The sequence below is a fragment of the Streptomyces sp. NPDC029216 genome (assembly GCF_040648015.1).
In the GTDB taxonomy this organism is placed as follows: Bacteria; Actinomycetota; Actinomycetes; order Streptomycetales; family Streptomycetaceae; genus Streptomyces.
Genome location: NZ_JBEZWL010000160.1, coordinates 1 through 16,317 on the forward strand (window position 1 = coordinate 1; position 16,317 = coordinate 16,317).

The 16,317-nt window shown below is 72.1% G+C and carries 16 protein-coding genes; 7 read left to right on the forward strand and 9 right to left on the reverse strand.

Translation table 11 applies throughout. From position 1 onward, the window contains the following. The first annotated feature begins 423 nt into the window (after positions 1-423). Positions 424-1,314, forward strand: coding sequence for a hypothetical protein (locus AB0F18_RS33815; RefSeq protein WP_362067627.1), 891 nt, complete (start codon positions 424-426; stop codon positions 1,312-1,314). A 142-nt stretch (positions 1,315-1,456) separates the two neighbouring features. On the opposite strand, the gene AB0F18_RS33820 is transcribed toward AB0F18_RS33815, so the two are convergent. Both AB0F18_RS33820 and AB0F18_RS33825 read right to left on the reverse strand, forming a co-directional pair. Then, complete coding sequence (locus tag AB0F18_RS33820; RefSeq protein ID WP_362067629.1) at positions 1,457-1,945, reverse strand: hypothetical protein; 489 nt, start codon at positions 1,943-1,945, stop codon at positions 1,457-1,459. Positions 1,946-2,344: 399 nt separating this feature from the next. Further along, positions 2,345-3,385, reverse strand: a complete 1,041-nt coding sequence (locus AB0F18_RS33825; protein WP_362067631.1) for an ATP-grasp domain-containing protein — start codon at positions 3,383-3,385, stop codon at positions 2,345-2,347. A gap of 232 nt (positions 3,386-3,617) precedes the next feature. Here AB0F18_RS33825 and AB0F18_RS33830 point away from each other — a divergent pair, with 232 nt between their 5' ends. The 3 genes from AB0F18_RS33830 (at position 3,618) to AB0F18_RS33840 (ending at position 7,377) form a co-directional block, all read left to right on the forward strand. Next, entirely contained in the window at positions 3,618-3,986 is a 369-nt protein-coding gene (locus tag AB0F18_RS33830; protein WP_362067633.1) for a hypothetical protein, read from the forward strand. A gap of 782 nt (positions 3,987-4,768) precedes the next feature. Continuing rightward, a complete protein-coding gene (locus AB0F18_RS33835; RefSeq protein WP_362067635.1) occupies positions 4,769-5,191 on the forward strand; it encodes a hypothetical protein in 423 nt (140 codons plus the stop codon). Between the two features lie 47 nt (positions 5,192-5,238). Beyond that, entirely contained in the window at positions 5,239-7,377 is a 2,139-nt protein-coding gene (locus AB0F18_RS33840) for an HAD-IIB family hydrolase (protein WP_362067637.1), read from the forward strand. A 160-nt stretch (positions 7,378-7,537) separates the two neighbouring features. Here the strand turns inward: AB0F18_RS33840 and AB0F18_RS33845 are convergent, their stop codons facing one another. From AB0F18_RS33845 to AB0F18_RS33860, 4 genes are all read right to left on the reverse strand, one after another. Next, positions 7,538-8,656, reverse strand: a complete 1,119-nt coding sequence (locus tag AB0F18_RS33845) for a glutamate--cysteine ligase (protein ID WP_362067655.1) — start codon at positions 8,654-8,656, stop codon at positions 7,538-7,540. 486 nt (positions 8,657-9,142) lie between these two features. Then, positions 9,143-9,280, reverse strand: a complete 138-nt coding sequence (locus tag AB0F18_RS33850) for a hypothetical protein (protein ID WP_362067639.1) — start codon at positions 9,278-9,280, stop codon at positions 9,143-9,145. Further along, positions 9,238-10,014 carry an alpha/beta hydrolase gene (locus AB0F18_RS33855; RefSeq protein WP_362067641.1) on the reverse strand — a complete coding sequence of 259 codons (777 nt, stop codon included), beginning with the start codon at positions 10,012-10,014 and terminating at the stop codon, positions 9,238-9,240. The genes AB0F18_RS33850 and AB0F18_RS33855 overlap by 43 nt, the downstream gene beginning before the upstream one ends. Positions 10,015-10,256: 242 nt before the next feature. Then, positions 10,257-11,225 (reverse strand): hypothetical protein, encoded by a 969-nt coding sequence (locus tag AB0F18_RS33860; RefSeq protein WP_362067657.1) that lies wholly within the window; start codon positions 11,223-11,225, stop codon positions 10,257-10,259. 201 nt (positions 11,226-11,426) lie between these two features. On the opposite strand from AB0F18_RS33860, the gene AB0F18_RS33865 reads away from it, so the two are divergent. Beyond that, complete coding sequence (locus AB0F18_RS33865; RefSeq protein WP_362067643.1) at positions 11,427-11,693, forward strand: hypothetical protein; 267 nt, start codon at positions 11,427-11,429, stop codon at positions 11,691-11,693. A 187-nt stretch (positions 11,694-11,880) separates the two neighbouring features. Here the strand turns inward: AB0F18_RS33865 and AB0F18_RS33870 are convergent, their stop codons facing one another. After that, entirely contained in the window at positions 11,881-12,132 is a 252-nt protein-coding gene (locus tag AB0F18_RS33870; RefSeq protein WP_362067645.1) for a hypothetical protein, read from the reverse strand. A 136-nt stretch (positions 12,133-12,268) separates the two neighbouring features. Between AB0F18_RS33870 and AB0F18_RS33875 the strand changes: the two genes are divergently transcribed. Beyond that, a complete protein-coding gene (locus tag AB0F18_RS33875) occupies positions 12,269-13,150 on the forward strand; it encodes a S1 family peptidase (RefSeq protein WP_362067647.1) in 882 nt (293 codons plus the stop codon). Positions 13,151-13,479: 329 nt separating this feature from the next. Here the strand turns inward: AB0F18_RS33875 and AB0F18_RS33880 are convergent, their stop codons facing one another. Together AB0F18_RS33880 and AB0F18_RS33885 are read right to left on the reverse strand one after the other, a co-directional pair. Beyond that, the gene (locus tag AB0F18_RS33880; protein ID WP_362067649.1) at positions 13,480-13,671 is read right to left on the reverse strand and encodes a hypothetical protein; all 192 of its coding nucleotides are present in this window, start codon (positions 13,669-13,671) and stop codon (positions 13,480-13,482) included. A gap of 135 nt (positions 13,672-13,806) precedes the next feature. Then, positions 13,807-15,084 (reverse strand): MFS transporter, encoded by a 1,278-nt coding sequence (locus tag AB0F18_RS33885; protein WP_362067651.1) that lies wholly within the window; start codon positions 15,082-15,084, stop codon positions 13,807-13,809. Positions 15,085-15,183: 99 nt separating this feature from the next. Here AB0F18_RS33885 and AB0F18_RS33890 point away from each other — a divergent pair, with 99 nt between their 5' ends. Next, complete coding sequence (locus tag AB0F18_RS33890; protein WP_362067653.1) at positions 15,184-16,266, forward strand: helix-turn-helix domain-containing protein; 1,083 nt, start codon at positions 15,184-15,186, stop codon at positions 16,264-16,266. The last annotated feature ends 51 nt before the right edge of the window (positions 16,267-16,317 follow it).

A 16,317-nucleotide genomic window follows, 5' to 3' on the forward strand; every position in this document is an offset into this window, starting at 1 on the left:
GTGGGGGGGGCGGGGGGGCGCCGGGGCCGTTCTCGTTCTGTTGGGGCGGCGCCCCCCCCCCCGCGGCCGCCCCCCCCCCCGCGGGGGGCCCCCACACCGCCACCATCAGTGAGACCCGGCGTTCGCGGCGAGCTTGTCGGTCGCCGTGGCGGCGCTGGACCCGCTGCTGCCGGGTCGCGAGTGTCGGAAGCGATGGCCTGTACGGGCCCCGAACAGGTACTGAGCGCCGGCGACGTCGGTCCTCGCGCCCACCCAGAAATGTACGGGCGGCGTCACCCTCCGGGACCCACCGGTTCGAGGCGTACGAAGCACCGGCCCGCCAGGGGCGCCAGACGTGCCACGAGGTGCTCCTCGACCAGACCGGCGGACGCCGCGCCGGAGGCCCCGGCCCCCGTTGTCGGACCCGTGTACGAGCATGGTCGTATGTCCGCGCTCCCCGATCTGCACCCGACCCGCCTGTTCCCCGGCGACCCCGGCCCCTTGGCCCACCGCCCTGAGCTCCTCCAGGAGCCCCGGTTCTGGCGGCAGCACCTGAGCGCCTGCCTGCGGGAGGCGATACCCAGCTCCTGGCTGGGAACCCACGACCCCCTCGCCGACCGCACGTTCGCGCGCCGGCTGTGGGCCGGAAACGACCAGCCGGTGTTCACGGTCCCGCTCACGGACGGGCTCCGTCTGCACGTCGTCTACCGGAACGCCGCCGAAGACCCCGGGGTCGACTACGCGGTCCACCACCCCGACTGGGCGGAGGCCGAAGTCCTCGCCCGGGACGCCGGGCACTGGCGGGGACCGGGCCTGTCCTGGGAGGAACTCGCCGGCGCGGCCGACAACGGCCTGCCCGGCGGCACCACGACCGACCCCGACACCCGGCTGCTCCTGCTGCTGCCCGCCCTCGGGGACACCATCCCGCCGTCCGCCGCGGGGAAGCGCCTCGCGGCCTGCCTGCGCGACCGCCTGGCCGTCGCGGAGCCGGGCAGGCTCGCCGCGGCCGTGCTGCGCCGCCAGGGCATGGCCGACCCGTCCCGGTGGAGTACCGACGACCACGGCGTACGCACCGACGACGGGACGTACTCCTTCCGCAACCCGGCCAACCGCGACGCGCTGCCCGACTGCCGTATGGCGCAGATATCAGCGGCCCTCACGCCCCGCCCGGATCCCCACCACCGGCACGCCGCCCGTCAGCCTGACGACCGGCCCGGTGGCTGCCGGCCTGACGGTTGCCAGGCCACACCCCGCTCCACCGCCGACTGCCCCCGCCGGGCCGCGTACACCGCATGGCTCGCCGACCTGTCGGCCAACCCGGCGCCGCCGTTCTGACCCGTCCGCAGGGCCCCGCACCCAGGCCAACCGTGAGCATGCTCAGGGAGGTCAAGCAAGCCTGGCGGCGGGTGGGCGCACGGGCTGACGGCCTTCCGCGTCCGCGTCCGCGGACATCGGCCGAGCGCCGCCGCCGGGGGGCTCAGCCGAGGAATCCGAAGGGGTTCAAGAAGCAGGCCAGGTCACTGACGTGGACCAGGCCGAGTCCCTCGGGATCGATCCCGGAGCCGGACAGGACCACTTCCGTCGTCCCGACCCGTCCCCGCGCCACCCAGCAGCGGTTTCCGCCGTCGCGCCAGAGCTCGAACACCACGGGCTTCCCGTCCGCGGTCATGGTGACGGGTTCGGGGGCGGGCAGGCTGCTGCGGGGGTCCTCGTCGGTGCGGAAGTAGTCCTCGAAACTCCGCTGCAGGGTCTCCTCCACCTCCGCGTTGCCGGGGGAGGCGGAGGAGACCGTGACGTGTTCGACCTGGGGGTCGAAGTGCGGAGAGCCGTACCACAGGTGCACATGGGCGTCGCCGCTGCCCCGATTGTGGCCGTGCCCCGTGACCTGCCGTGACTGCGGCCAGTCGGCGTCGATACCGAAGGCGGTGAAGCCTTCGGGCGCGCCGGGTATGGAGTGCTGGTTCACGGGATCTCCCTGGTTCTTCAGCGGCCTTCCGCCAGGAAGGCGGTGACGGTGGCGGCGAACCGTTCCGGGCGTCGTGGTGCACGACGTGACCGTCGGTCAGCTCCACCGGGCGGGCGCGGCCGTTGTGGAGGACGATCATGGTCCGGGCATGATCGGCCGTCAACTCCCGACTGTCCGTTGCGCGAACCACCAGGAACCGCGCCGATGTCCTCCACGATCAGCCGTTCGATCCTGTCGGTGTGCCGGGAGGCGAACCGGCAGGTTTCACCCCGCCCGGTGCGTGCCCCTTCACCGGCACCGGGCCGAGGCCCAGATGCCGGTGAAGGGCGAGGAGCGGCTTCCCCGGGCCGCCGGAGTCCGTCGCCGCCCACCGTGAAGTACTCGCGCATGACGTCGATCCTAGGGTCTGTCGTCAAAGTCCCGTCTGCCCCGCGACGCTCCCCCAGCTACCGCTGGGAGGTGCCCCCAGGCACGCACTCTCGCCGCACCGGGGGCAAGACCGAGTACGCCCAGTACGAGGTCTTGCGCCCGGCGCACCGAGAGCACGCACCAGACGCCGCGGGGCCGCCCTCCGGGCACGACGGGACTTTGACGACAGACCCTAGGAGCCGGCGCTGACAGTCCACGGCGAATGGGCCGGTGGCGGTGGGCGGTCAGCCGCCAGACCGGTCCGGGGGCGGCCCCGGAGCCCCTCAGGTGCGGCCGGTCGCGGTCGGCGACCGCGGCGAGGGGGCCGGCGGCGCGGAGCACCACGTCGAGGACGCGGTCCGGTTCGGCGGCGTAACAGTGGGCGAACCAGGTCATGTTGGCCTCGACCACCGCCCAGCCGCCGTCGGAGAGCAGGCCGATGTCCAGGCACACCGCGCTGGGCAGGCCGGCGGCCGTGGCCTCCAGGACGGTGCGGCCGAAGGCGCGGCTTTCCGCGTCCAGCGGCGCCGGGTCGAGGCGTCCGTGGACGGCGTAGCGGCTGCCGGCGACGGCCTCGCCGTCGAGGACGAACAGCCGGTACTCGGCGGCGAACTCCACCACCCCGCTGACGAGAACCGGCGTGGCGCCGTCGAGCCCGCCGGGCAGGCCGGTCCCGTCCTGGTGGACGGCGGCGGGCAGCAGGTCCAGCTTGGCCGAGGGCGGTTTGACGAAGACCCGCTCCCGCAGCGTCCGGGCCTCGGCGAGGGTGGTGAGCCGTACGGAGCGCCGCAGGAGGGGGCGCGGTACGCGCGTCAGCCAGTCGTCGGCCGGTTCGAGCAGCCCGAGGTCCAGCGGGCCGGCCACGCGGGCGGCCGCACGGGGGCCTCCGTACCAGTGCACCTGGCGCCCCTCGGCGTGTGCCGCGCGCTCGGCCACGTCGTAGCCGCGCCAGGCCGCTGCGCGGGCGAGGAGTTCGGCGGTAGAGGTACGGGGCGCGGGCAGGAGGAGCACGGGCGGGATACGGGCTTCCATTCCGGCGAGCCTACGGGGCCGCCGGCGGTACCCCGCACGGGATCAGGCCGTGGGGGCGGGGCGAGCGGCATCGCCGTCCGAGGCGCCGGCTCGCGCCGCGGTCATGCCGACGGACGATGCGTACGTACGCGTCGGGGCGCATCAGGGCCTTGCAGAGGCGGCGGAGACGAGCCCAGAGACCTCCTCAACCCCGCTCCTCAGCCCCGCAACGGGCATGAACAGAATGAGCCTCATGAATGACGGATCGGACTGGCCGACGGACAAACTGACCGCGCTGCGACTCGGCAGAAGGCTGGTCGCGGAAGTCCCGGCATCGCGGCCGGACCGCCGCGCATTCGTGGACATCCGCCCCGCACAGAGCGCGCCCGATGCCCAGGCTCAGGCCGAGGGATGGGTCCGCAGCGACGTTGAACGTAGCTTCCGGCTTGATCACTGGGAGTACGACCGTGAACGCATGGATGGTTTCGACTACGACATCGGCTCAGGCCTCATCGGGTCCGCCGACGTCGCGGACGAGTCTGAGCTGAACACCGTGCTCACGGCATGGGGCATCCAGCCCGGCCTCTTCGTCTATCCCTGGGAAAGCGACGATCCCAGGTAGGCTTCCGAACGGTAGTTTGCCGCCCGACTCGGTCCTCGATGGCGAGCTCACCCGATCAGCGCCAGACGGTGTTCCAATCCTGGTTCGCGGGCCCGGTGTCCATGTCCACGTTGGACAGGAGGCCGACCAGGAAGAGGACCACCACGATCAGCACGAGCACCGCCACCCAGAAATGGTCCTCGGGCCCTGGACGATAGGGGACCTGTGGGGGATCCGGCCGATCACCGTCCCCCTCATCACTCCGACCCTCGACGTCGCCATCCTCGTCGGCCACCGCACACCCCCTCCAACCAGACCCATGGCACCGCGCCGCTCCGCCGGCGTCAACCCCTCCCCGGCAGCTCGACGGGCGGTGTCCAGGAGGCGAGGGTCCAGGTCTGGCCGGGCCGCCCTTGCTCTTGCCGGCGAGGAAGCCGCTCTGGTCGGTCCAGTAGGTCTGCTCGGCCGGCACGGTCTTGCTCTCCGCGCCGTAGATGTGGGTGCCGTCGTACGCCCACCAGTAGGTGCTGTTCGTGGTGCGGCTGGCACCGCCATGGTGCCGATCCACCAAGCGGTCGCAGGACTGCCGTCTGGCCGGCGGGGTCCGGCCGACCCTGGAAGAAGGAGGGGCAACTGTGAGGGAGGCCGTGTGACGCAACGGGACGCGGACCGCGTCTGGCCTCCGGCAGACGCTTCGGCGGCGAGGGGACAGGTCACTCCAACGGCAGCATCAGAGATGCCCGTGGTCCGACCGCGGGCGAGAGTGGAGAGGCTGCCCGGTGGTCAGGAAATGGGGTATCGCCGTGTCATCGAAGAGCGAACACATACGGGCCCGCCACGGGTACACCCACGTCCACGTCACAGTGACGCAGGAGCCCTCGGTCATGCGGCCCGCCGGCCGGGACGCCGGCGACGGGGAGGTCTCCTTCGACTTCAGCATCCCGCACGGCCCGGACACCGTGCCGGTGCTCGCGCCGCAAGGCGACGTGGTCCCCTCCCGTCTCCTCGACGAACTGCTCGGCTGCGCCGCCGACACCCCCAGCGAGACCATCGATCGCCTGCTGGCCAGTCACGACGTGCATGCGGCGAGGCTCGGCCGGGCCCTGCGGGCCGTCCAGCGCGCCTGTGGAATCGAATCCAGCGCCCCCACGCCCACGGCCCCTTCCCGTCCCGCCTCGTGCGACGGCGCCGTGATCGACCCGGTGACCCACGACCCTGCCTGGTGACATCCCCTCCCAGCTCCTCCGACTCGGGGCCGTAGGAAGGATCAGTCATGGGAAGTACGGCCACGGCACGCCCACACGCCGGCCGGTACCCGCTCGGCCCCACCTCGGGTGAAAGAGTGCTGGTCACCGATCTCGACGGCACCCTTCTGGCGGGCGATGAGGACAGCCGCCGCCGACTTGCGCACGCCCTCGACCGGCATCCGCACATCACCGTGGTCTACGCGACCGGACGCAGCCTTGCCTCGGTGCAGGCCCTACTGGCCGAGGAAGCCCTGGCCCCCTGGCCGCGCTGGATCATCGCGGACGTCGGGGCGAGCATCATCGACACAGCCGACATGAGCCATTGCGAGGTGCACGAGAGGGCACTGCGCAGCGGCTGGCCGGGACGCCGGCGCGTCCGGGCAGCGCTGGACCGGTTCCCGCAACTCGTTGACCAGCACGGTGTGACACAGCAGGGACGGTGCTCCTACTACCTGTCCCCGGAGGACCTGTCGGAGGAGATCAAGGCGGCCGTTCAGGCCATGGGATGCACCTGGACCTACTCCGCGGACCGGTACTTCGACGTCCTTCCCCCGCGGGCGGGCAAGGGCCCGGCCCTGCGGGAACTCATGCACCGCCTCGACTGGCAGAGCACACACGTACTCGTGGCCGGAGACTCACTCAACGACCTCTCACTCTTCCGTCTCGGCACGCACGGCGTCGTCGTCGGCAACGCAGAACCCGCACTGGTCGCGCACGTGGCCTCCGACCGGCTGGTCCACCATCCACCGCTCGACGGAGCCGCCGCCGTACTGCACACACTGGAACGGCTCGGCTGGGTGCAGCGCCCCAGACGGGTGGTCATCGGCTACCACCGCCCGCCGTGGCAGCACCACCAGGGACGCTGGCAGCAGCCGGCAAGCCCCAACGGAATCCTCCCGACCCTGATGTCCGCCCTGGGGGCCGACACCGAGGGAAGGCTGGACGCCGTATGGGCCGCTGCCACGACCGAGGACGCTTCCACCGTGGCCACCATCCCCACCAGCCTGCCCCTGGCCCTCCTTCCCCTACCGACCGCCCAATGGGCCGGCTACTTCCACCGCGCCTGCAAAGAGACGCTCTGGCCCGCCCTGACCGCCCAACCGCACCTCATCCGCCACGATGCGGCCCACTGGGCGGACTACGAAGCCGTCAACGCCGCGTTTGCACAGCACGTCAGCGCCCACGCCGAACACGGCGCAACGGTGTGGCTGCACGACTACAACCTCTGGCTCGTCCCCGCCCTGCTCAAAAACCAGCGACCCGATCTGGCCGTAGGGCTGTTCCACCACACCCCCTTCCCCGACCCGCAAACGTTCCAGACCCTTCCCGCAGCGGAGCAACTGCGCGCCTCCCTCGCACAACTGGACTGGGCCGGCTTCCACACCGCCGCGTTCGCCAGAAACTTCCGCACCCTGCTGGCCGACGCCCCCCGCATACCCCGCATCGGTGTCCACCCCTTGGGCATCGACCGGCACGCCGTCGCCACCCTCGCCCGCTCCCGCCCCGCCGCACCCCAGCCGGAGACCGCGCTCATCCTGTCCGTGGAACGCCTCGACTACGCCAAAGCCCCCGTACACAAGATCCACGCCCTGGCCCGGCTCCTGGACCAGCAACCCGACCTCCGCGGACGCCTGCGCTACCGGCTCGTGTGCCCGCCGCCCGAGCCGGGCATCCGCGCCTACGACAACACCCGCACCGAACTCGAGCGAGCCATCACCGACCTCAACGGACGCCTACGCACACGAGGATGGGAGCCGGTCGAGTACATCCCCCGCACCCTCCCCTTCGAAGAGGTCTGCGACCACTACCTCGCAGCCGACGTCTTCTGGGTGACCTCCCTGGCCGACGGCATGAACCTCACCGCCCAGGAGTACCTCACCGCCCAGACGGCAACCGGACGGACAGGCGTGCTGATCCTCTCGCGCCACGCCGGCGCCGCCGACTACCTCAAGGACCAGGCCCTCCTCACCGACCCGCACTCCCCACACGACCTCGTCGAGAAACTGCGCCTCGCCCTCGCGATGCCAGCCGAACAACGCAGGGCGCACAGCGCCCGTCTCGCCGGCCTCCTGACCGCCACGCCGCCTCCGGCCGAGTGGGCCCGCACCATCATCGACGCCATCGGCGACGCGGCCGAGGACCCCGCTCGACCGGCCCTTACTTGACGGTCGGTGAACAGTGGGGCCGCGAGCCTGCCGATCCCCCCGACCGGTCCAGACCGCGTCGGCGGGCCATCTCCGGACGGCCGTTCGTCCTGGCCAGGCTCACCGTACGGCGCTCCACCGGCATCGAGGACTTCGAGCGGCCGGCCCTGGGCCCGGGCCCTCATTCGGTGGCCGCGGCCAAGGGTTCTTCGCTGACCCGCCGGAAGTGGGTCATTTGCCGGATCAGGTAGTCGACGACGTCGTCGAGGCGGTGGCGGTGGCGGTAGGCCGCCCGTTGCCGGTCCGCCCCGTTTCCCTGTCCGGCCAGGCGTTGCCGGGCCGCCCGGACGCAGACGAGGTCATCAGGGGCAAGAGCGGGCAGGACGCAGTTCCACAGCCGGTCGATGTGCAGGGGCGCGGGCTGGAGCTTGCCGGTGTGCAGGTCGAGGCTCTGGCCCCGGACTCCGTCGCGGGCGGCGCGCCAGTACGCCGCCCGCAGCATCTCCGGCTCCGTCCGCGGGCCGGCCTGCCCGTCCCGCACGGCGTTGAGGGCGGTGGTGGCCAGGCCTTTGACGGCGGCGGCGAGGAGCAGGGTGTCGTCGATGGTGGGGGCTGCGTCGGTGACGCGGACTTCGAGGGTGGGCACGTGGTGGGAGGGGCGGATGTCCCAGTACAGGCCCCCGCGGTCCAGGAGCGTGTGGCTGGCGATGAGACGGCCGACGAGGTCTTCGAAGTGGGCGACGGACTCGAAGTAGGGAGGGGGACCGGCGACGGGCCACCTACCCCAGGTCAGGGTCCGCCAGCTGTTGTAGCCGGTGTCCTGGCCGTCCCAGTACGGCGAGTTCCCGCTCAGCGCGATGAGCGTCGGGAGCCAGGGCCGCAGGTGGTTGCTGACGGCGAGCGCGGTGGCCAGGTCGGGGATCTCGACGTGGATGTGGCAGGCGCACACGGTCTGCTCGTGGTCCAGGGCGCGGAAGGTGGCCAGGCTCTGGGCGTAACGTTTCCCGGCGGTCAGCGGTGGGGGAGTGTGCTGGCCCATGAGCGGAGTCCCGCTGGAGATGACACGTAGCCCCAGGCGTTCCGCGGCGTGTGCGACGGCGCGGCGGGTGTGGCGCAGGTCCTCGCGCAGGTCGTCCAGACTGGTGTGGGGTTGGGTGCGGACCTCGACCTGGTAGCCGGTCAGTTCAGTGCTGACGCGGTCATCGAGTGCGGCCGCAGCTTCGGCAACGACCTTGTCCGCGCGGGGGCTTAACTGCCGCGACGTTGGGTCCACCAGGAGGTACTCCTCCTCCACACCCACCCTGACCCCGGGCAGACGGCCGTCGACACGCAAGGAGGGTGCACTGCCCGCCGGTAAGGCCCGGACGGAGGCGGATTGCCGCTTCTCGCTCTTCATGGCAACGATTGTTTCACCTACGGTGACAGTGGCGGGGGTGTACCGGCTTGAAGGAGCCCACATGCGCGGCAACGGACCCACGCGCTCGCCATCGGCGGCGGTCCGGCCGGCTCCACGGCCGCGGGTACGCAGGGCGCGTTCGTAGCAGGTTGGGCAGATTGGGTTGGGCAGATTGGACGTCTGACAACTCGGCGGACTCGAGGCTCGACAGCTGCAGCGTGCGCAGTCGCGGATCATCCACCGCTCGTACTTCTCCGGCGTCACCATTGGCGGGGTCTGCGCGAGGGCGGCGAAAGTCTGCTGCTGCCACGCCTTGTGGACAGGGCTCGCGGCTGACCGCTTGCCCTGGTTCAGCCGATGGCAGCGGGGCCGGGCGGCCGGGCCCTGTCGTCAGCGGGCTCCGGCACCCTCCGGATCCGGGGTGGGCGGCGGGTTGTGGCAGGTCACGTCCTTCGCGGGCAGCCGTCCCGTCGACAGGTAGGCGTTCACGGGTATGTTGGCGCAGGCCGTGGGGTTGGGGAGATACACACCGTGCCCCTCACCCCCCAGCGCCAGCGCACCATCCGCGACCCCTTGAGCGCCTGGTGCAGCCCGTGGCCGGTGCCGAGCGGGGTCATCGGATCCCACTCGTTCTGCACGGTCAGGACATCGGCCCGGGTCTTCATGGGCGTGGCGGGCTCCAGCGGCCGCTGCCAGAAGGCGCACGGTTTGATGTTCGACGCGAAGTCCCCGTACAGCGGGTGCCGCACTTTGTCCCGCGCCGCGTCCCGCGCGTACTGCTCCGGATCGCGGGGCCGGCTGTCCGTGTCCCCGCACACCACGGCCCAGTACACGGCGGTGACGTTGCTGGCGGGAACGGCGACCGGACCCTCCGACACCCCTCCCGCGTCGACGCCCGGGCGGGCGACCCGGACGCCGCCGAGCGGTGACTGCACGCCGGGCGACGGGTCGGCCCTGAGGTCGTCACCCGTCATCTTCTCCCCGTAGTGGATGATCGGGTCCCGGTCGGCCCGGGCGACCAGCGCCCAGAAGGTGGCCGAGACCGCCTCCGGCGTGGCCCCGAGCCCATAGGTGTCCGAGCGCTCCGCCGCCCACCGCGTCCACCGTTCGAAGGCGGGCTCGGCTTCGGTCCCCCACGCCTGGATCATGCCGCGCCAGACACGCCCCGGGTCCACGCCGCTGTCCAGGACGAACCGGTCGGTGCGCTCCGGGAACATCTGGGAGTACACCGCGCCGAGGTACGTCCCGTACGAGTAGCCCAATTGCCGACGAACATACCCGCTTCCGGGACAGAGCCCCGGCTGTCCTCGTAACCCTCTGGGCCTCGCCGATACGCTCAGGCACCACGGTCTTCCGGACCGAGAAGCCCGCAATACGGCCATGATCGAAGCCATCGCCGACAACCCACCGGTGGTGATGGCAGACCTGTCCGGTATTCAGCCCACACCGTCAACCGATGGGCACAGCTGGTCAGCGAGAGCTGCTCCCACTACCTCACCGCCCCCTAGGAGAGAACCCATTGGGGTGGGTGGCCTGGGTCGGACGGGCAGGTGAAGACGTGCAGGTCCCGGTCCCGGCCGAAGCGGAGCCGGGTCGGTTGGGCAACGGACGGGCCGCCCTGGATCGAGGCCTTCCCCCGCAGGGACGGGTCGCGGTCCTCCAGGGGCACCCAGCTGTGCGAGCCGGCATCCATCTCTTCGCTGCCGGCGGTCAGCAGCAGTCGCATCGGGGTCGAGCAGGATTCGCAGTCGACGGCCATCGGGCCCGTCGACGCCCAGCTGGGAAAGCCGCCCACGCGCCAGCCGGGCGGGATCGACAGGTCGAACTGGTAGCTGGGGGCCTCAGGGCCGTGTTCCGCCGCCTGGGCGTCGTCCCACGCGTCGATGCGGGCGATCAGAGAGGCAGGCAGGGTGTCGTCCTCCGCCCAGGGATAGGTGTCCACCTCTTCCGGATGCAGGACACACGGCTCGGGAAGTTCGTGCTCCCATCGCAGCATGGGCACTTCGGGCGGGGCGGCGAGGCGGCGCTCCGCGCGCTCGGTCTCTGCGGCCCGCCGCCACCGCAGGTGGTAACGGCGCTCCAGGTACGGACCGTGATTGAACGGGCAGCGGAAGATCTGTACCAGATCCGCACCGTCGGGCCCGGCCGCCAGAGCCGGGACGTCCCGGCGGAAGAACTGGGCGAGACCTACGAACGGCACCGGCCCGTCTTCCCCGGGCGTTCCGGAGCCCGGCCACGGCCGGCTCCGCGGCCAGACGCCCGCGGCCCGGGCACTGCGGATCTCGTCCGGCTCGTACCCCTCGGTCTCGCGCTGGTGGGGCTCCTGGCAGACCGGCCACGGCTCATCGGCCGGCCACAGCATCGGCCCGCCGACATGGCTCTCGCGCATGCCAGGTCGCCCCGGCCTGGGGTGCAGTCGGGTGGTCCGGCCCCGATAGGTGGCGAGCTCTGGGAACACAGCCACCACGGGCACAGGTCTGGCCGGCGTCGTCCTCGTCATGGGCAGACCGTACGCGGACGGGGAAGCACCTCGCGAGTGCATTGAGCCCAGTGTGGTTCACAGGTTCCGGAACCGACGCGAGGTTCTCCCATTCTCAGGTACATCGGCTTCGGACCTGAACGCATCCCGAACCGGTGCACACCGGCTGTCGCTCCTCATGCTCGACGTCAGCGGGTGGCACGGAATTGCACCCTGGGCCACTACGACCAGGCGGGCCGGCTGCGCCCGGTCGACCGCACGGTCCCGCTGCGCCCGGACGTTTCCCGGCAGGTGGCGAGCATCTGGCCCCGGCCGGCCCTGGGCATCCCTGCGGTTCGACTCGGCGTGGGGGAGCCGGGATGTTCTGCCGTTCGGGGCGGGGCCCGCGGCGGCCGGCTGACCGCCGCAGCACCGGCCGACCTGCGCCTGGCGGCCCGGGTGCCGGGCACCGGCTTCCCGTGAAGTGGGATGGTTTGGTGCCCGACCTGGTGTGTCAGCGGCGGCTCCCCGCGGCGGCTGGGGCGAGGGGGAGGCTGGGGGGAGGTCAGTACGTCCGGGCTGGCGACGAGTGTGTCCTTGATCGAAGGAAGGGGACACGGAGCTGAGTTTCGTCGACGCCCGGGTCGTGGAATACGCCACCGACCGGGCCCTACCCTCCCTGCGCACGGTCGCCGACCATCCAGAGCGCCCGTGAACGGGCCGCAGGTCGGCCGGGGACCGCGACCAGGCAGACAGCGGAATCCCGCAGGAGTGCGGTGATCCCGAGCGCCGCGCGGATCTCGGCGGCGACCGCCCGCAGGCCCGTGTTCTCCTGACCGCCCGCCAGCCGGGTCTGGAGGACGGCGACGGCGAGCCCTGCTCCGGGCCGGCGAAGCCGATGCTGCAGCCGGAGCCGAGCCATGATGGCGGCTGCCCTTGTGGACCCCGGTTCCTGTGCGCATACTCCACCGCAGCAGCGCTTGGCAGGAACACGTCATACTGCCCATGGCGCCTCACAGGCCCCTCACCCGGGGCCTCACGCTCCGAGGAGGAGACCAGTGAGGATCACGCGCTCCATGCCCCACCCCGGCAGGGCCCGACGAGTCGGACTCGCGGCTCTCGCCACCGGACTGCTCGCGGCCACCGCGTTCACCCTGCCGCAGGCCGAAGCAGCCCCCCTCCCGTCCTACAGTCCCGCGCGGCTCGCCGCCGTCGACCAGGCCGTGCTCGACGCGGATGTCGCCGGCACCGCATGGCACGTCGAGGAGGCCACCGGGCGTGTGGTGGTGACCGCCGACAGCACGGTCTCCGCGGACGGGCTCGCGAAGATCAGAAAGGCGGCGGGTGCGGACGCCGGCGCTCTGCGCATCGAACGCACCCCGGGCGTCTTCAGCCGGCTCCTGGGCGCGGGCGACGCCATCTACGGGAGCGGGTACCGCTGTTCGCTGGGCTTCAACGTCGTCAAGGGCGGCACCTACTACTTCCTCACCGCCGGCCACTGCGGCAACGTGGTCAACACCTGGTACACCAGTTCCGCCGGGAGTACGGTCATCGGACCCACCGTGGCCTCCACCTTCCCCGGCAGCGACTACGCCCTGGTCCGCTACGACAACACCTCACTCGCTCACACCGGCGGCTTCACGTCCGGCACCGCGTACGTCGGTGAGCCGGTCAAACGCAGCGGCTCCACCACCGGCACCAAGAGCGGAACCGTCACCGCGCTGAACGCGACCGTGCACTACAGCGGAGGCGGCACGGTTCGCGGGATGATCCAGACGAACGTGTGCGCCGAGCCCGGCGATTCCGGCGGCGCTCTGTACGACGGCACGAAGGCTCTCGGCATCACCTCGGGCGGCAGTGGCAACTGCAGTACTGGAGGAACGACGTTCTTCCAGCCCGTCCCCGAGGCGCTCGCCAAGTACCAGGTCTCGCTGTACTGATCCGTCCACGCCGCCGGCCGGGAACCGCCCCGGCCGGCCGGCCCGTCCGGCCCGTCCGGCACCCGACCCGCCGGACGCGCCCACCATGCCGCGCCCGGCTGCCCCGCCTACGGTGCCCCGCCTGCGGTGGCCCCGTACGAGCGACCCGGAGAAGACGGGGGCCGTTTCCGACTGTGGCAGGGTCTGACGGCATGGACCACGTCGTCCCGCGATGGGTGGACGATGGGATATCCACCTGGCCGACCGGGCGGAGCAACAGGGCCTTCGTGGAGAACCCGCAGACGCGGCTGTTCACGGCACTCAATCCGCCGAAGGACGGCGACCGGGCCTCAGCGGGCTTGGTGCCGGAAGCCCCGCTGGCGGGGGAGGCCCTTCGGGCTGCGCACGCCGGCACGGTGGCCGGTGTCCGGGCGGCGTCGGCCGGGGAAGGGATTGTGCCGCGCCGGGGCGCTGGGGGCGAGGGCCAGCAGGGCCACGAAGGTGAGGACGGCGACGAGAATGAGCACGGTGACGAGGGCCATGTTCTTTCCTTCCGTCGGTTCTGACTACCTGTCACCACGTGTTGTTACCAGATTGCAAGCTGTTAAACACGCTGAGTGAAAGCCGCTGGCCACCGGCCACGCGACCAGCAGCCGTGGACGTCCCTGCGAGCCGCGTCACCCGGTCTGCGCCGCGGGCTCCGCTTCGGCTGCGACGGCCGAGGCGGACACGAGGGTGGCCGCGGCCAGGGTGCCCCAGAGGGCGGTCGGGCCGTGCGGCGCGAGGGCGGTGATCACGGCCGGTGAGATGGCGAGCCCGAAGCCGGAGGACAGCTCGAAGCGGGCCAGGGTGCGTCCCAGGGCCCGGGACGGGGCGAGGGCCGTCACCAGGGCGGTGGCGCTGCCGGTGTAGACGATCTCGCCGAGGGTGCAGACGACGGAGACCGCCGCGATGCCCGCGGCGGCCCAGCCCCGCCCGTGCCCGTCGCCCTCGCCGAGAAGCGTCACCGCCAGGAAGCCGAGGTACGAGGTGGCGAGGACGACGCCGGCGATGACCAGCGCGGTGCGCCGCGCGTAGCGGGCCATCAGGACGGTGACCGGGACCTGGAGCGTGACCACCAGCACCGTATTGGTCACGAAGACCGCCGCGGACCACACCGGCGAGGCGTGCAGCTGCGTCAGCAGGACCAACGGGAGCGCGATCTCGGGGACGTTGAGGCAGAAGACGTACACCACGTTCGCGGCCAGGAGGGCACGCATGCGCGGTGGCGTTCCCTCCCGCCCCGCCGCTCCGGCGGAGGCGGACCGGTCCGCCCCCGTCCCCGGCCCCTCCGCGCGCACCCGCACCGACCACGCCAGGACGGCGGCCGCCAGGTACGCCACGCCCGTGACCCCCGCGAGCGCCTGCAGGGCCGCGGTCCCGCCCGCCAGGCAGACCATGGCGAGGAGCGCCCCCGCCCCCAGACCGGCGTTGCGCAGGGCGCGTCCCGCGGCGAGGGCGGTGTCGCGTTCCCGCCCGTGGGCGAGGGTGGCGACGAGGGCCGCATGGGCGGCCGGCCACGCCTGGTTGCCGATACCCAGGAGGAGGGCCGCCGCGGCGAACAGCCAGACGTGCCCGGACGGGGTCGCCACCAGCACGCCCACGCCCAGCACGCGGACCAGCATCGCGGCGGCGACGACGGAGCTGCGGGCGCCCCGGTCCAGCCACCACCCGACCGCGGGCACGCACAGCAGGCCGATCACGATGCCGGCCGTCATGGCGAGACCGGTGGCCGACGCCGACAGTCCGAGCACCGTCACCCCGTAGAGCAGGAGGAAGGGCCTCAGCAGACCGGTGCCGAGGGCGTCGACGGCCAGGGCGCCGGCGTAACGGGGGCCGCCGGAGGCACGCAGGAGGGCGCGGGGTCTGACCTTGGGCGCGGAGGAGGGGGGCGTGGTGGTGCTGGTGGCTGTCATGGGGTGAACAGTGGGTCCGGCGGCCGGGCCGGGCACGTCGGTTGACGGAGATCGTCAACAGTCGTCGGCGCTCCGCGGCGGCTCGGAGATGATGTCCCGATGACGTTGAGGATCGACATCGGCGGTATGCCGTCCGAGGGGCTGCGGTTCGCCGCGTCCCCGCTGGCCGAACTGACCGCGATGCTGCACGTGCTCGCCGAACCGGAGCACCATCCGGAGTTCGCCGCATGGGCCGCCGATGTGTGGACCGGGCTGCGGCCGGGTCTGGCCGACCGGCTGCGGGAGGCGGAGTTCCTCTGGCGTACGTCCCAGGCCGACTTCATGCTCCCGGCCCGGCCCCGGCCGACCCTCGGGGAAGAACTGGACGACGTGGACCGGATCGACGACGAGAGGTACGTCTCCGCCGCGCTGGTCACCACGTGCGGCAACCGCGTCCACTTCACCTGCCCGTCGCCCCTCAGCGACACCGCCGCCCGCGATCTGGCCCTGGACCTGGCCCAGGCCCGCGGCCCGCGCCAGGAAGCCTTCGCCGAGCGGCTGCTCGCGGACCCCGCCGCGGTACGAGCACGTGTCCGCGAGACCCTGGAGGCCTGCGCCGAGGCCTTCTTCGATTCGGCCTGGGCCGACGCCGCCGTGCGGCTCGCCACCGACCTGCGGCTGAAGAACGACCTGCTGAAGCGGCAGGGACCCGGCGACGCCCTCGCCTCGGTCTCCGGCGCGGTCAGCCTGGCTCCCGACGGCGACGGCATCCTCGTGGACAAGCTGCTCGACAAGGTGACGCACGCCCACGGCACCGGTGTCACCTTCATCCCCAGCGTCTTCGGGCGGCCCCACCTCGCGGTGGTCCACGCCCCCGGCTGGCAGCCGGTGGTCCAGTACCCGGTGGCCGAGCCGGGCCCGTCGCAGCCCGTCTCCCTGGACACGGTCGCCCTCCGACTGGAGGCCCTCTCCCACCCGACACGTCTGCGGCTGCTCCGCACCCTGGCCCGCGGCCCGCACACGAACGGCGAACTGGCCCACGCCTGGGAGCTGACACCGCCGGAGGTCTCCCGCCACCTCGCCCTCCTGCGTCGCGCGGGCCTGCTCGTGGCCCGCAGGGAGGGACGGTACGTCCGCTACAGCCTCAACCTGCCGGACCTGACCGCTCTGGGCACCGACCTGCTGGCGGCGGTACTCCGCTAGGGTCTGTCGTCAAAGTCCCGTCGTCGCCCGGAGGGGCAGACGGGACTTTGA

Bases quoted from the DNA above. Each gene is read 5' to 3' on its own strand.
- AB0F18_RS33840 (WP_362067637.1), top strand. From the start codon at position 5,239: ATGGGAAGTACGGCCACGGCACGCCCACACGCCGGCCGGTACCCGCTC.
- AB0F18_RS33880 (WP_362067649.1), bottom strand. From the start codon at position 13,671: ATGGCCCTCGTCACCGTGCTCATTCTCGTCGCCGTCCTCACCTTCGTG.
- AB0F18_RS33825 (WP_362067631.1), bottom strand. From the start codon at position 3,385: ATGGAAGCCCGTATCCCGCCCGTGCTCCTCCTGCCCGCGCCCCGTACC.
- AB0F18_RS33885 (WP_362067651.1), bottom strand. From the start codon at position 15,084: ATGACAGCCACCAGCACCACCACGCCCCCCTCCTCCGCGCCCAAGGTC.
- AB0F18_RS33815 (WP_362067627.1), top strand. From the start codon at position 424: ATGTCCGCGCTCCCCGATCTGCACCCGACCCGCCTGTTCCCCGGCGAC.
- AB0F18_RS33890 (WP_362067653.1), top strand. From the start codon at position 15,184: ATGACGTTGAGGATCGACATCGGCGGTATGCCGTCCGAGGGGCTGCGG.
- AB0F18_RS33870 (WP_362067645.1), bottom strand. From the start codon at position 12,132: ATGGCTCGGCTCCGGCTGCAGCATCGGCTTCGCCGGCCCGGAGCAGGG.
- AB0F18_RS33830 (WP_362067633.1), top strand. From the start codon at position 3,618: ATGAATGACGGATCGGACTGGCCGACGGACAAACTGACCGCGCTGCGA.